At 63.7% G+C, this 13,803-nt stretch carries 12 protein-coding genes; 4 read left to right on the top strand and 8 right to left on the bottom strand.

The genetic code is table 11. The annotated features are described in order from the left end of the window. Positions 1-3: 3 nt before the first annotated feature. The 3 genes from AC5Y30_RS17640 to AC5Y30_RS17630 form a co-directional block, all read right to left on the bottom strand. The gene (locus AC5Y30_RS17640) at positions 4-1,215 is read right to left on the bottom strand and encodes a cytochrome P450 (protein WP_499919962.1); all 1,212 of its coding nucleotides are present in this window, start codon (positions 1,213-1,215) and stop codon (positions 4-6) included. Further along, positions 1,212-2,432, bottom strand: a complete 1,221-nt coding sequence (locus AC5Y30_RS17635; RefSeq protein WP_499920211.1) for a CaiB/BaiF CoA transferase family protein — start codon at positions 2,430-2,432, stop codon at positions 1,212-1,214. The genes AC5Y30_RS17640 and AC5Y30_RS17635 overlap by 4 nt, the downstream gene beginning before the upstream one ends. 75 nt (positions 2,433-2,507) lie before the next feature. Next, positions 2,508-3,038 carry a nuclear transport factor 2 family protein gene (locus tag AC5Y30_RS17630; RefSeq protein WP_499920210.1) on the bottom strand — a complete coding sequence of 177 codons (531 nt, stop codon included), beginning with the start codon at positions 3,036-3,038 and terminating at the stop codon, positions 2,508-2,510. 122 nt (positions 3,039-3,160) lie between these two features. Here AC5Y30_RS17630 and AC5Y30_RS17625 point away from each other — a divergent pair, with 122 nt between their 5' ends. The 3 genes from AC5Y30_RS17625 to AC5Y30_RS17615 all read left to right on the top strand — a co-directional run bounded on the left by AC5Y30_RS17625 (position 3,161) and on the right by AC5Y30_RS17615 (position 6,807). Continuing rightward, on the top strand, positions 3,161-4,774 hold the full coding sequence (locus AC5Y30_RS17625) for a class I adenylate-forming enzyme family protein (RefSeq protein ID WP_499919961.1): 1,614 nt from the start codon (positions 3,161-3,163) through the stop codon (positions 4,772-4,774). Positions 4,775-4,862: 88 nt separating this feature from the next. Then, on the top strand, positions 4,863-5,657 hold the full coding sequence (locus AC5Y30_RS17620; RefSeq protein WP_499919960.1) for an SDR family oxidoreductase: 795 nt from the start codon (positions 4,863-4,865) through the stop codon (positions 5,655-5,657). Between the two features lie 115 nt (positions 5,658-5,772). Further along, entirely contained in the window at positions 5,773-6,807 is a 1,035-nt protein-coding gene (locus AC5Y30_RS17615; RefSeq protein WP_499920209.1) for an NAD(P)H-dependent amine dehydrogenase family protein, read from the top strand. On the opposite strand, the gene AC5Y30_RS17610 is transcribed toward AC5Y30_RS17615, so the two are convergent. From AC5Y30_RS17610 to AC5Y30_RS17600, 3 genes are read right to left on the bottom strand one after another with little or no spacing between them, the layout of a single operon-like run. After that, the gene (locus AC5Y30_RS17610; protein ID WP_499919959.1) at positions 6,804-7,898 is read right to left on the bottom strand and encodes a dihydrodipicolinate reductase; all 1,095 of its coding nucleotides are present in this window, start codon (positions 7,896-7,898) and stop codon (positions 6,804-6,806) included. The two genes, AC5Y30_RS17615 and AC5Y30_RS17610, sit on opposite strands and share 4 nt — an antisense overlap. Before the next feature lie 10 nt (positions 7,899-7,908). Beyond that, positions 7,909-8,985, bottom strand: coding sequence for a hypothetical protein (locus AC5Y30_RS17605; RefSeq protein WP_499919958.1), 1,077 nt, complete (start codon positions 8,983-8,985; stop codon positions 7,909-7,911). A gap of 1 nt (position 8,986) precedes the next feature. Then, positions 8,987-10,183, bottom strand: a complete 1,197-nt coding sequence (locus AC5Y30_RS17600; protein ID WP_499919957.1) for a cytochrome P450 — start codon at positions 10,181-10,183, stop codon at positions 8,987-8,989. 170 nt (positions 10,184-10,353) lie between these two features. Between AC5Y30_RS17600 and AC5Y30_RS17595 the strand changes: the two genes are divergently transcribed. Next, positions 10,354-11,388: an NAD(P)H-dependent amine dehydrogenase family protein gene (locus tag AC5Y30_RS17595; RefSeq protein ID WP_499920208.1), complete on the top strand. Its 1,035-nt coding sequence runs from the start codon at positions 10,354-10,356 to the stop codon at positions 11,386-11,388. On the opposite strand, the gene AC5Y30_RS17590 is transcribed toward AC5Y30_RS17595, so the two are convergent. Next, positions 11,385-12,431 carry an NAD(P)H-dependent amine dehydrogenase family protein gene (locus AC5Y30_RS17590; RefSeq protein WP_499919956.1) on the bottom strand — a complete coding sequence of 349 codons (1,047 nt, stop codon included), beginning with the start codon at positions 12,429-12,431 and terminating at the stop codon, positions 11,385-11,387. The genes AC5Y30_RS17595 and AC5Y30_RS17590 overlap by 4 nt on opposite strands. A gap of 12 nt (positions 12,432-12,443) precedes the next feature. Next, positions 12,444-13,682 (bottom strand): cytochrome P450, encoded by a 1,239-nt coding sequence (locus AC5Y30_RS17585; protein WP_499919955.1) that lies wholly within the window; start codon positions 13,680-13,682, stop codon positions 12,444-12,446. Between the last annotated feature and the right edge of the window lie 121 nt (positions 13,683-13,803).

The following is a 13,803-nucleotide window of genomic DNA, read 5'->3' as shown; positions in this document are numbered from 1 at the left end:
GCTTCAGCCAGCCCTCCGCACGGGGACATTTGACCAGCCACATACGTTCGCCATCGCCACCCGCTGTAGGCCGTCGCGGTCGACTTCGTACTCGGGAAGCAGGTCCAACAACGCGTCGAGCGCGATGCGGCTCTCCATGCGGGCCAGCGCCGCACCGAGGCAACTGTGTATTCCGTAGCCGAACGCAAGGTTGAAGCCCATCTTGCGGTCTCGATCGATGTCCAACCGGTCGGGGTCGTCGAACATGCGCTCGTCGCGTGTCGCCGAACCCGTGACCAGGAGTACCGGGCCGCCCGCCGGAATCGTTGTCCCGTAGTACGTCACGTCGCGTGTGGCGGTCCGGACCTGATACTGCGAGGGCGCCTCGTAGCGCAGCAACTCCTCCACCGCGGCCGGGATCTTGCTTCGGTCGTCGTGAAGCTTGCGCCACTGGTCGGGAAAATCGGCGAATGCGACCATCGCATTGCCCACCAACTTGGTGACCGTTTCGGCGCCCGCCCCTCCGAGCATCGTTGCAAAGCCCGTGATGTCGACGTCGGTGAGCTTTTCCACCACGCCGTCGCGTTCGATCTCGGTCTCGATCAAACGGCTGATCATGTCATCTTCGGGGTGGGCCCGCCGCTGCTGCACCAGGTCGTAGTAATACAGGCCCGTGCTCACCGAGGCTTGGTATCCCTGCTTGGTGGTGGCGATCTCGCCAGGATGCCGCTCGAGCAGCAAATCCAGCCAGAGGCGGATCTGGTCGCGGTCCTGTTTCGGCACGCCGAGCATCGTGGTGATGACCTCGTTGGGGAACAGGGCCGAAAAGTCGGCGACGACGTCGAAGGACGCCGGATCCAGTGCTTCGATGCGCTCATAAACCTTGTCCCGCACCATGTCTTCCAACGCCGCGATCGACCGCGGGGTGAACACGTTGCTGACCAGCCTGCGCATCTTCTGATGCTCGGGCGGGTCCATGGAGATGATCACCTTGGGCACCGGGATGGCGTCGTCGTGGGCCTTGACCATGTCCAGCGTCGCGCCCTTGGCCGACGAAAACGTTTCGTGGTCTTTCGTCGCGGGTGCTACATCCTCGTATCGGGTGAGCGCCCAGAAGTCCCACTTTGCGCTGTAATAGATGGGCGCCTCGTCGCGAAGCCGTCGGTAGGTGTCGTAGGCGCCGTTGAAGAAGTCGGCGGAGAACGGGTCGAATTCGATAGCGACGGCCGAGCTCACAGGATGGCCCCGGATTCCTTGTACTTCGTGATCGTGTCCCAGTCGATGCCGGCGTCCATCAGGACTTCCTCGGTGTGCTGGCCGTGCTCGGGCGCTCCGGGCGGGATAACCGATCGCTCGTCGAATTGAACGGGGTTGGTGGGCAACGAAAATGGCGCTCCGCTGACGGTTTGCGTGTGCGCGACGTAGCCGTTGGCGACGACGGCGGGGTCCTGACAAAGTTCGGCCGGTGTCTGCACGATTCCCCACGCCCCGGAGAGCTCCGCCAGCGTCTCGCGCCATTCGGCCAACGTGCGCTTGGCAAACGCCTCGTCCAGCAGGGCGACCAGCCTGACTCGGTTCTCGAACCGCGATGCGGGATCGGCGAATCGCGGATCGTCCACCAACTCGGGAAGACCGATCACTCGCATCGCCTCGGCGTAGAACTTGTCCAGTTGCAGCATCATCAGCTGCACATAACGATCGTCGTTAGTGCGGTAGGTGGCCACCAGCGGGTTGGGTGAATCGGCGTGCCCATACTTGGGAATGGCGCTGCCACCGTGTATTTGGCTGACCGCGACGTCGGGGCTGAGGTTCCATGCGGCCAACCCGAGTAGGGAGACGTCGACCACCGAGCCGTTTCCGGTCGTCGCCTTTTTGTAGAGCGCGGCGGCGATGCCTCCCGCAATCGTCATCCCTCCGAGCAGGTCGCCGAACGCCGGCCGCGAGCGGACCAACTCATCAGCGTCTTCGGTGAGAACGGTGGCGATGCCGCCCCTCGCCCAGTAGGACACACCGTCATAGCCAGGCTTGTCGGCATCCGGCCCCTTCGGCCCGTGCCCCGATCCCCGCACATACACGATGCTCGGGTTGGCCGCTCTGATGTCCTCGACGTCGATGCCCAGCTTCTTGCGGCGCTCCGGCAGGTAACTGGTCAAGAACACGTCGCAGGTCTTGGCCAGTTCGCGCACCACATCCTGGCCGGCCGGCGTGCTGAGATCCACTGCGATGGATTTCTTTCCCCGGTTGGGGATTTCGATCATGTAGTTGACCGACCCGCCGCCGCCGTCAACGATTCCCATCGTGACCAGCCCGCGCTGGGGATCACCGCCGTCGCGGGGCTCGACCTTGATGACTTCTGCGCCCCACTCCGCGAGGACCGCCCCGGCCGAGGGCACGAACGTCCACGCGGCGACCTCCAGCACACGAACTCCGCTGAGCACCTTGTCGTCGGAAATGACGCCCTCCCAAGCTTGCGATAACTACCATTTACATAAATGAGAATGTCACTTTCAAACTCCATTGTAAACGGACTACGGGCTCCGCGAGAGGCGCCCGGGTTGCTCGGGATCGCCCTTCTCCCAGAACGCTCGCCAGCTCGGCATCCGTTGTGGCATGGCCGCGCGAAGCGGTACGTCCGTCGGCCACCGAAGGAACTCCGGCCCGGGCCGTTCGGTCACGTCTACGGAGTACCACGGATGCTCACGCCGCTTGACGAAGTACCACCGACCGTCACGTCGTTCGTACACATCGTCGTAGCGCATCGTGATCACGTACCACCCGTCACCGTCCTCGTGCTCCGCGCGGCAGTACACCGATCCGGTCGCATGATCAGCGTCGATGAAATCGAACTCATGCCCGCAGATCAGGTGGATGCTGCGGTAAAACCGCCGCAGAACCCGGTCATACCAGCGCTGCAACGCCTCCCGGCCGCGGCCCTGCGCACCCGCGTCGACCTCGTCGACGAAAAGCGCCACTAACGCGTCCACGTCGCGGGCATCCAGTGCCATGGCATAGCGACTCGGCAGCTGACTGATCGCCAAACTGGACTCGATCCGATCCAGACGGTCCGGCGCCATGGTTTGCAGTGTAGTTCGCCGAGAGTTGTCGAGAACCGGTGTTCTCGTTTGGCGGAAAGGCAACTATTCTGTTGAGGCCCAATGAACCTGTAGAGGATGGCAACCACATGCCCTTCCCGACGATCATGCCTACGGTCCCCGCCCTGGTGAGATCGTCTGCAGAGCGTTTCGGTGATGACCCATTCCTGATCGCCGGCGGACACGTGCTGACCTACGTCGAGCTCGACCTGCGTTCATCGCAGTTGGCGATGGCACTGCTCGCCGAGGGCATCGGAAAGGGAGACCACGTCGGGATTCTGATGCCCAACAGCGTGGAATGGGCACTCGCCTGGTTCGCGGCGACCCGCATCGGCGCCGTCGCTGTTCCGCTCAACACGTTCTACAAGACGTCCGAACTTGCCTGGACCGCCCGTCACGCTGACCTCAAGGCGGTCCTGGCATGGTCCGCCTTCCGCAACCACGATTTCGTCGAACGACTCGAGGAGGCATTGCCCGGGCTCGCCGAACAGCATGAACCGGGCCGCATCGTCCTGCACAAGACGCCGTTTCTGCGCACGATCGGAGTGTGGGGACCGTGTGACCGGCCCTGGGCGACGGCATGTGCAGACAAGGAACTACCGGCGGCCATCGACACCGAATTCCTTCTCGATGTCGAGTCCTGCGTGACCCCCGCGGACGAGGCGATGATCATTTACACCTCGGGCAGTACTGGCGACCCGAAGGCGCCGGTACACACCCAGGGCACCCTGGTTCGCCACAGCTACAACCTCACCTTCCAGTACGGCATCACCGCCGAGAGCGTTTTGTTCACCGCCATGCCTTTTTTCTGGGTGGGCGGGTTGATCACCGGGTTGCAGGCCGTGATTCACCACGGCGCAACGCTTGTCACTCAGCCGGCGTTTGATGCGGCTGACGCGTTGGAACTGATGGAGCGGTACCGCGCGACGATCGCGCTCGGTTGGCCACAGCAGGGCAAGACCTTGTCGGAGCATCCAGATTTCGCCGGGCGCGACCTGAGCTCGGTGCAGCGCACCAGCATGCCCGCGATGGTGCCGCCGGACCGGCGACCCAAGGGGCCGAATGCCCTGGGAATGACAGAACTGTGCGGCAACCACATCGGCGTGGACCCTTATCCGCCACAGCCGCGGGATCGAGCTGAGACCGGAGGGTTTTCGATCGAGGGTCTGAGCCACATCCTCGTCGATCCCGAGACCGGCGTACCGGTCCCGGTCGGGACGAAAGGTGAGATCTGGGTCCGCGGTTACTCATTGATGCAGCGCCTCTACAAGTGCGAGCGCGAGAATGTGTTCACCGCGAACGGGTACTACCGGACCGGTGATTGCGGCGTCGAGTACGACGACGGCTGGATCACATTCACCGGCCGGTTGGGAGACCTGATCAAGACGAGCGGCGGAACCAACGTCACACCGAGCGAAGTGGAACTGGCCCTTGCCGATTGCGACGGCGTGCTCGAAGCGTATGTGGTCGGTGCCGAAAGCCCCGAGGACGGAACGGTGGTCGCGGCGGCGGTGGTGCCGCACGGCGATTCGACGCTCGACGGCGAGTCATTACGAGTGCAACTGCGGGGGCGACTTGCGGCATACAAGGTGCCGAAGGTCATCTGGGTAACCTCGAAGCGGGATCTTCCGTTCACCGCGACCGGAAAGCTCAAGAAGGTGGAGCTGGCGCAGCAGCTCAGCGGACTGCTGGTGCGCCGCTGAACGTCAATCGACTGCAGCCGACCCTCGCGGAGAATACTCATTCTCACATGCGAGAATTGCCTCGACTACGGCACAAAGGGAGCGATTCATGAGCGACCGGCACTCCAGCATTGCAGGGACGCGGATGCTGATCATCGGGGCATCGTCGGGCATCGGACAGGCATTGGCCGTTGCCGCCCATTCCCGGGGCGCCCACGTAGCGCTCGCCGCGCGGCGGCTGGACCTCCTTGCGAAACTGGCCGATCAGCTGCACGGCTCGGCGCACGAGCTCGACGTGTCCGACCCGCGTGGCATCGAATCCGTCGTGGGCGACGTCGCGGCCAAGTTCGGCAAGCTCGACGCGGTGGTGTTCACCAGTGCCGTCGTGCCGTTCGCGCTGATTGAAGAGACAGAAGTCGAGACCTGGCTGCATGCGTACGCCGTCAATGCCGTTGGCGCCTCACATGTGCTGCGTGCGACCCTCCCCCATCTGGCGGACGACGCGGTCGTCATCGTCGCGTCGAGCCACGACGTTGGCCGGCCTCGCGCGGGCGTGGCCGCCTACCACGCGAGCAAGGCGGCGCTCGACGAGATCCTGCGTTCTTGGCGAGCCGAACATCCCGATCTCGCCGTCATCCGGGTCAGTGTCGGCCCCACCTGTGACACCGAGATCCTCCGCGGAGCCGATCGTGACCTGCTGGCGAATTTATACCGGGCCTGGGCACACGAAGGTCAGATTCCGGACGAGATGTCGACAGTCGACGACGTGGCCAATGCCATGCTTTCCCTCATCGCCATTTCACGCGCCAACCCGACGGTGATCAGCGAGATCGTGCATCTCGCGCCCCGAATCATCAAGCGTCCGGCGCTTGTCGGCAGCTGGCCGGGAAAGGATCGCGCATGAGACTTCGGGGACCGAACTCGAAACCGCCCAATCCGCGGTGGGCAACATACTGCGACGAGGAGCGACGCCAATGACCACCAAGCCCTTACGCGTTGCGGTCATCTCCACCGGATGGATCAGCAGCCTGGCGATACGGGCGATCGTGCGGCGTCCGCATCTCGAGCTCGTCGGGGTCTGGGTGCACAGCGCAGACAAGACCGGTCGCGACGCGGGCGAGATCGTCGGACTGGGTCCGATCGGAGTGACGACGACCAACGACCTCGACGAGATCATCGCGTTGAGACCCCACTGCGTGGTCTACGGTGCGGCCAGCGCCGAGATGGATGCCGCCGCGGTGCGCGACTACGTGCGTCTGCTCGGCGGCGGGCTCAACGTCGTCACGACCAACACACCCGGAATGATGTTCCCCGACAGATGGATTCCCGAGCTGGCCGGCCAGGTGCGCGAGGCGGCCCTGTCGGGCGGGGTGACCATCTACACCTCGGGTATCGAGCCGGGCTTCGCCGGTGACCAGTTCGCGGTGTTGCTGACGACCCTGTCGAACACGATCCGATCTATTCGCGCGCAGGAGATCTTCGACTACTCGGCCTATCCGAATCAGGACCTGATGGTCAGCGCCATGGGATTCGGCAAGCCGCTCGACTTCACTCCGCTGCTTGAACTCGAGGGTGCCCAGCAGTTCGCCTGGGGGCCGCCCATCGGCTTGGTCGCCAAGGCGCTCGGCGTTGAGCTCGACGAGGTCACCGAGTCCTACGAACGCGTAATCGCCCCGCGCGATCTGCATGTGGCGTGCGGGGTCATTCCCGCCGGGACGGTTGGCGCCGTCCGCGCCGAAACCACCGGCGTGGTCAACGGTCAGCCGGTAATCACCATCGAACACATCAATCGCATGGCGCCCGACCTGGCCCCGGAGTGGGCGACAGCACCCAACGGCACCTACCGCCTTATCATCGAGGGCCAGCCCCATATGCAGTGCGACCTACGGCTCGGCACCGAGGACACTCCAGAGTCGGCCAACGACAACGCAATGGAGGCAACTGCCATGCGCGTCGTCAACGCCATCCCCTATGTCGTCGACGCTGCACCGGGGATCGCGACGTCGCTGGACCTGCCGATCACCGCACCGCTCAACGCAATAGAGGTCGCCTAGACGCGCGATTGCCGGCTTACGATCGCGGGTCCCGACAGCGGATTGGCAATCACGCCAGGCGGCGCTTCGACGACGGCTGGAATCGCGTTGACCGCGGCCATCGCCGTGACTGCGACACCCGGGTTCGCCCGATCGGTTGCCGACTGCTCGAGATGCAGCTCCAGGCTCATACTGGGGCTGCCCTCGATGCGGAACACCATGCCGCCTTCGCCCTCACGGGCCGGCTTCGGCCAGCGGTCCGGCCAGGGCGTGCTGCTGACTGTCGCGAAGTATTGAACTGCGACAGCCGGTCTCGTGCCGACCACCCCGGCGAGTTGCCAACGATGGGCACAGATCGTTCCCTCGGAGATGACTCCCAATGCGGTCTTCAGATCCGTCGGCGCAAGCAGCGTCTCCCAATCCAGTTCTATCCCGTCGAGCTCGATTCCGAGGATGTCCGCGATGTAGCGCACCACGGTGTCCCAGTCCTTGTTCACCTTTCCCGAGGCGATGCGAACCGGCACATGACCGTCGGGCTTCCCGAAGCCCATCGACTCGTGCAGGACGTCCCAGATCGGATACGCCTTGTCCAGATCGAGCGCGTATTCGTCCATTCGATACGAGTCGACCCGACCTGCTCCCGCCAGAAGAGCGGTAGGGATGTTCAGGCTGATAAAACCCGGCTCACTGCCGGTGCCATAAAACGTCGAGTTCCCCTTATTCGCAGCGCTTTCCAGAGCACCCCGCCAGGCGGCGGGCGCCGCGGCCGGATAGACCAACGGAATCGTCGCGAACGTCACCACGTTGATGCCCGCCTCGAGGTAGCCGGCGATGTCGGCGATGGCTTCCTCTTCGCGGCGAACCGCCGTCGCGCAGTAGGCGACACAGTCCGGAGCCAGCGCCAAGACCGCTGATGTGTCGCCGGTTGCGCTTACACCGACATCCGCAGTCCCGCAGAGTTGACCCGCATCCACCCCGACCTTCTCCGGTGTCGACACCCTGACGCCCACGAGTTCCAGCAGCGGATCGTCGATGATGGCCCGCAACGCCTCGCGACCGGTCAGTCCAGTGCCGACGTGGACGACGCGGTAGCGTCCCTTGCCTTCAGTCACCAATGTTTCACTACTCCTTAGCATTTCGATAGAACGGCCCGGGCTTGCCCGCGTTCTGCAGATGGCCGTAGGGGTCGTAGACCTTGACACTCGGATAGGGGTTCTGGTCATAGGCGGGCCTGGACAATCCTGCCGCCCGCAGGCCGGCGAGCACCGCCAGCGGCATTGCGAACGACACCAGGCCCACCGTCACCGAGATCAGCAACTGTCGACTCAACGTCAGCTTCGGGCGCCCCGGCCGCGCAGGCAACCACCGCGCGATGCGGCTGATCAGCAACAGTTCACCTTCGTCGTCGCGAACGCACATCACCGCGACCATCGCGAAGATGAACGAGTCGTACACCGCCATGATCAGCGGGAAATAGACATGCCCCACGCGCAGCACGGGGCCGACGGCTTCGGTGTAGAAGAAGATGCCGCACCTCATCCAGGTGAATTGAACCAGCCCGTTGAGGGGAATTGCGATGACGGCCGCGCCGAGGAACACCGAGAGAAGCCGATGGCGCGCAAGCCAACTCGTCCGCGGGATCAGCGGATCGACGATTCGGTCATGCAGTTGAAGGATGGCGAGGCCGGTGAGCAAATAGTAGGCGGCATAGCCGCCCAGGAATGCCAGCGCCGGTTCGAGATTCGGCGATATGTTGACGTACGGCCAGGTCAGCGGGAAGTGCAGCATGCGCGGATCGAAGATCGCGAATGTTGCCCAGTTGGCCAGAGGATCGAGCGCGCCGGTGATCAACCCGGCGAAGGCGATCACCACCGCCCAGTGCACCTTGCGTTGTGTATAGGACAGCCATACCAGCGTGGCGACCAGGCCGATCGCCATCGGAATCGAGCTGATAGACACGGCGAGCGGCCAGTTGTCGAAGCCGAGAAACGGTGGATAGGGCGCAGGATTCGGGTTCGCATTGGTCCTCGTCGGGTCCCCGTGCAGACCGGATTGCATCGTCGCGATGGTGACGATTGCGAAGACGAGGTAGGCGACGATGAACGGCCCCCAGCCCGCCCGTGCCGGCCACCGCGGCAACCGGGGCCTGGTCACATCGGTGGCGCGAGAATCTGGGTTGCTGTCAACGGTATTCGTCATGTCAGACATGCACTGGCAGGCTCGCCCAGCCGCGGACGCTGGTGGTGTGAGCGCGCTTGGCGTTGTGGTAGTCGACTTCCCAGTCGGGCCATCTGGTGAGCACTTCCTCAAGCGCGATGCGTGCCTGCACCCGCGCCAGCGCAGCGCCCAGGCAGAAGTGGATGCCGTGCCCGAAGGACAGATGTGCCACCCGCCGGTGGATGTCGAATCGGTCGGCGTCGACGAATTGGCGTTCATCGCGGTTCGCGGATCCGTTGAGCAGCAACATCACCGACCCTTCGGGTACCGTCTGCCCATAATGTTCGACGTCACGGGCCACATGGCGTGCCTGCACGGGTGACGGGGCCTCGTAACGCAGCACTTCCTCGACCGCCCCGGGAATCAGGCTGAAATCCGCTGCGAGCTCTCGGCGCTGGTCGGGGTGATCGGACAACAGCTGCCCGGCGAAGCCGATCAACCGCGTCGTGGTCTCGTTGCCGGCGCCCACGACAGTGCCCGTGTAGGTCAGCACCTCTGCACGAGTCAACCGCCTGCGGCTACCGTCCGGTTCCTCGACCTCGGCGTTGACCAGTTCGGTCATCAGATCATCGGAGGGGTGGTCGTAGCGCCAGTCGATGAACTCCTCCAGCATCGATCCCTGACGCGTCAGCATGTCATCGGCCACCTGGACGAGCCCGCCGTCTTTCAATTCGAGGAGCCGGTCGGTGTTCCGCCGGATCGCGATCTGCCTGTCCTCAGGTATGCCCAGCAGGTACCCGATCGTGCGCATCGGCATCCACGCGCCGAGGTCGGCGATGAAGTCGAATGTGTCGGCGTCCGCAAGGGGCTCCAGCGCGCGCCGGCAGAACTCCCTGGCCAGCGATTCCATGGCCGCCATCCGACGCGGCGTGAACACCCCTGCCAGCAATCGCCGGTGCGCATCGTGAATCGGCGGGTCCTCGAACAGGATGATCCCGGGCGGCACCTCGACCCCGTTGAGGATGATGTCGATGGTGGTGCCTTTACCGGACCGGTAGTCATTCCAATTCACCAACTCGCGCGCGACATCTGCGTGCCTGCTCAACGCGTAAAAGCCGTACTTGTCGTTGTAGTAGAGCGGCGCGGCATCACGCAGCTGTTTCCACACGGGATACGGGTCGTCGTCGATCTCGAAGTCGAAAGGGTCGTAGTACGGATCAACCTTCACCCTGTATGTCACAGGACGAGAATAGGCGTTATCGGCTGCCGTAACGACTTTTTGCCTTACGAACATCGATGCGACCGATACATTGAGGGTCCGCGATGGGGACGTGAAGGGAGCGATGCTTGACCGCCAGCACCCGTCCGCTACGAGTCATCCAATGGGCCACCGGCGCCGTGGGCACCGAGATGGTCACGACCATCCTCGATCACCGGCCAGACATCCAGTTGGTGGGCGCGCGGGTCTATGCCGATGCGAAGAACGGCGTAGACATCGGAACCCTGGTCGGCAGAGAGCCGATCGGCGTCACCGCAACCACCGATGTCGCTCAGATCCTCGCGCTCGACGCCGACCTGGTGTTGTACGCACCGTCCTTCACCAGTATCGACGATGTCTGTGCATTGTTGGAGAGCGGCAAGAACGTGGCAACGCCAGCTTTCCTGTTCCACCCGCGACGCATCCCCGAAGCCGACCGCGTGCGCCTGCAGGCCGCATGCGACAAAGGCAATAGCACCATCCACGGCAGCGGCCTGAATCCAGGCAACCTGTCCGGCGTGCTGCCCCTGGCGCTGTCCGGGATGAGCCGCACGATCGATCGGATCACGCTGCAGGAGCGCGCCGACTGGACGCTGTGGGATAGCACCGAGATCACCTTCGACGGGATGTGGTTCGGTCGGCCAATCGAGGAGGTCACGCCGACAGCCAACGAGTACCTCAGGTTCTTGACGAGACTGTTCGTCGAGCAGACCTGGTTCATCTCCGACACCCTGAACGCAGACATCGACGATGTCTCAGTCACGCTCGAGACCGTCCCCGCGACAAAGGACTTGCAGATCTTCGACTACGTTGTCGCGGCCGGCACCACCGCCGGGCAGCGATGGAATTTCGTCGGCCATCGCAACGGCGAGACGCTAGTCGAGTTCGAGACGCTATGGACGCTCGGCGGTGAATACCCGGAGCACTGGCCCAAACCTCTTGACGGCTGGACGCTGACCATCGAGGGCGATCCATCCATGCGTACGCACTTCTTTCCCCTGGCCAGCTTTTCGCGCGAGGCCTCGATCGAGGAGCACGTCAGAGCTGGACTGATCACCGTCGCCATGCAGGTCGTCAACGCCATCCCAGCCGTGTGCGCCGCGCCGGCAGGGTTCGCGACCATGGCCGATCTTCCGCTGATCCGCAGCTACACCGGTTTCGGCAATCGAAGTCTGGGTGCGCTCTAGCCGTTTGTCCAGTGCGCGACAAACGGGGCGATCGTGGAAATGTCGTAGAGGCCCGGATCGGCCGCCACGACCATCGGTATCGCGTTGATCGCATGCATCGCGGTGGCCAAGCACCCTTGTTTGGAGTGGTCTTCGTCGTGCGAGCCGATCACGAGGTGGCACCTCAGGTTCGGCTCGCCGTCGAAACTCACGTCGTAGCCGATATCGGTCGGCCACTCCGGCGCGAGGTCATCTGCCATGCGGGTGAGGTGCTCGACCGCCAATGTGGTTGCGCCGCAGTCGACCTCGACACCGAATCGCATGGCGGCCACGGTGCCCGCGGGGATCTCGCCGGCGGCCACCGTCAACGCCCGCGGGGTGGTCCGGACGTCGCGGAAACCCCGAACGGACCTGATCTGCAGCCCCAACGACTGCGCGAGCACACTGGCACTGCCGATCCAGGCGCTCGCCGCGTACTCGGTGTTGGTCAGCAGCGGCGTCGTGTCGTCGGGCGTGTGTCCGAAACCCATGGCATTGAAGATCAGATCGTGGCTGGCGTAGGTCGAGTAGTCGAGCACCTCACGGACGCTGATCCGCCCGACGCGCGCGGTGAGTCGCGACAGGATGGGCGTGAGTGATTCGCCGAAGAATCCGGGATATAAGCCCACTCCGAGGAACGAGGATTGTCCTGTGCAACAGGCGTTCTCGATGGCGTCTGCCAGCGATGCATGCAGCGACCGGGGATGGATGAACCGGCTCCCGGTGGCCACGACGTTCTTGCCCGACGCGAGGAGCTCGCACACGTCGGCAAAACAGCCGGGCGTATCGATCTCGACCTTGCCCATGTAGAGCACCACGTCCGCGTCAGTGCTGATGATCTCGTCGCGATCGGCGGTGGTGCGAAGTCCGACTTCGCCCGCACCGCACAGCGTGCCGGCGTCCACACCCGCCTTCGCGGGGTCGTACACGCGCACCCCGACCAGTTCCAGATCCGCCCGTTCGATGACGTGACGAAGCGACATCATCCCGGTAACGCCGGTCGCCCACTGGATCACCCGTGTCATGGCATATCGCTTTCAGTCCCACACGACGTCAAGGCGGGGCGGGGAACGGAACATCGTGCCGGTGATGTACGGCGGCGCCGCGTCCGGGTCGAGCCGCAGATTGGCGAGTTCATCGAATATCGCATTGAAGATCTTGGTCGTCTCGAGCCTGGCCAGGTGCATACCGAGGCACACATGCGCTCCGTGAGCGAAGCCGATGTGCGGCTTGCGTTCCCGGAAGATGTCGAACCTCTCGGGTTCGTCCCATCGCGTTTCGTCGTGATTCGCGCTGCCCAGGCTGAGCATCATGGTCGCGCCCTTGGGAATGTGTATGCCACCCATCTCGGTATCGGAGGTGACCTCGCGCATGAAGTTGAGCAGCGGGGTTTCCCAGCGGATTCCTTCCTCGATGGCCTGAGGTAGCAAGGTGCGATCGTCACGGACGGCGTCGAGTTGGTCGGGATGCGTCAAGAGCGCCAGGGCAAGACTGGCCGTCGACCGCGAGGTCGTCTCCGCGCCGGCCGGCAGCAGGTTGCGCATGAAACCGTAGATCTGTTCGTCGGACATCTTTACGCCGTTGACTTCGGCACCCGCCAGGATCGAAACCATGTCGTCCTTCGGGGCTTTGCGTCGGTCGGCAAGTATCCCGACGAAGTACTCCTTCATCTCGGCCGATGCGCGCAACGCGCATTCCATGTTCCCGCGGAAGCCAAGCAGGTCGATGGCGAGTCGGTGAAACTGCAGCACATCGGCATCCGGAAGGCCCAGCAGTGCCGCGATCACCCGCACCGGGATCGGCATGAAAACCGCGTCGACGAGGTCGGCGCGCTTGGCGTCCTTGAATTTCGCGATGGTTTTGTCCACTAAGGGGCCGACGAGTTCGGCGTCCCAGCGCTTCATCGAAGAGCGCGCGAAGGCGAACTCATGCAGTTTGCGGTAGACCGCGTGTTCGGGTTCCTGCATCTCCAGGATCGTCGGACCCTGGAGTGGCCGGACGACATCTTCATAGCAGCGCGTGCTGAAGGTGATGTTGTCGGTGAAGATTGCCTTGACGGTGTCGAACGTGTAGGCGGTGAAGGTTGGTGGCCCGTCACCCGAATTGCCGACCATCCCCATCTCCGGCCAGCCGGCGTGCACCGGATTCTGTGCGCGAAGCTTTTTGAGCATCGGATATGGCGATGCGTCGCCGTCGGCACCCATGCCTTGGTTGAATCTGTCCTGTGCGTCTCGAATGCTCTGTTCGAGCTCCTCGACAGTCGCCGGCTCGGCCATGTGACGACTCCTCACTGGTGCTTAGGCTCGCGCAACATACACCTTGCTGGTTGAAAACCTACATGATGTAGGTTGAGGGCACCAACAACTGTGGATCGCCGAAAGAGCAATCAGGAGCGTT

The organism is Mycobacterium sp. NGS27, from assembly GCF_059813005.1.
The sequence above is the reverse complement of the archived record's forward strand: the minus strand, read 5'-3'. Positions and strand labels throughout refer to the sequence as shown.

Bases quoted from the DNA above. Each gene is read 5' to 3' on its own strand.
- AC5Y30_RS17605 (WP_499919958.1), bottom strand. From the start codon at position 8,985: ATGACGAATACCGTTGACAGCAACCCAGATTCTCGCGCCACCGATGTG.
- AC5Y30_RS17620 (WP_499919960.1), top strand. From the start codon at position 4,863: ATGAGCGACCGGCACTCCAGCATTGCAGGGACGCGGATGCTGATCATC.
- AC5Y30_RS17595 (WP_499920208.1), top strand. From the start codon at position 10,354: ATGGTCACGACCATCCTCGATCACCGGCCAGACATCCAGTTGGTGGGC.
- AC5Y30_RS17590 (WP_499919956.1), bottom strand. From the start codon at position 12,431: ATGACACGGGTGATCCAGTGGGCGACCGGCGTTACCGGGATGATGTCG.
- AC5Y30_RS17625 (WP_499919961.1), top strand. From the start codon at position 3,161: ATGCCCTTCCCGACGATCATGCCTACGGTCCCCGCCCTGGTGAGATCG.
- AC5Y30_RS17585 (WP_499919955.1), bottom strand. From the start codon at position 13,682: ATGGCCGAGCCGGCGACTGTCGAGGAGCTCGAACAGAGCATTCGAGAC.